This window comes from Kosakonia sp. H7A (assembly GCF_003028445.1).
Classification (GTDB): Bacteria; Pseudomonadota; Gammaproteobacteria; order Enterobacterales; family Enterobacteriaceae; genus Kosakonia; species Kosakonia radicincitans.
This window is the reverse complement of sequence record NZ_PYTZ01000090.1, coordinates 1-486: the sequence shown is the minus strand read 5'-3', so window position 1 is coordinate 486 and position 486 is coordinate 1. Positions and strand designations below refer to the sequence as shown.

The 486-nt window shown below is 68.1% G+C and carries 1 pseudogene; it reads left to right on the top strand.

Annotated elements, in window-relative coordinates:
• Positions 1-486, top strand: a pseudogene (locus CWM66_RS28355) (5-methyltetrahydropteroyltriglutamate--homocysteine S-methyltransferase); the annotation flags it as partial.

Sequence of the window (486 nt, the reverse complement as noted above, 5' to 3'; positions counted from 1 at the left end):
ACGACATGGTCGAATACTTCGGCGAGCGCCTGGAGGGCTTCACCTTCACCCAGTACGGCTGGGTGCAGAGCTACGGCTCGCGTTGCGTGAAGCCGCCGATCATCTACGGCGATGTCGCGCGCCCGGCGCCAATGACGGTGCGCTGGTCGCAGTACGCGCAATCGCTCACTTCGCGGCCCCTGAAGGGCATGCTCACCGGGCCGGTCACGGTGTTGCAGTGGTCTTTCGTGCGCGACGACCAGGAGCGCGCGCGGACCTGCCGGCAGATTGCCCTGGCGCTGCGCGACGAGGTGCGCGACCTGGAAGCGGCCGGCATCGGGGTGATCCAGATCGACGAGCCGGCGCTGCGCGAAGGCCTGCCGCTGCGGCGCGGCGAATGGCAGGCGTACCTCGACTGGGCGGTGGAGAGCTTTCGCATCGCCGCCAGTGGCGTGCGCGACGAGACGCAGGTCCATACCCACATGTGCTACGCCGAGTTCAACGACA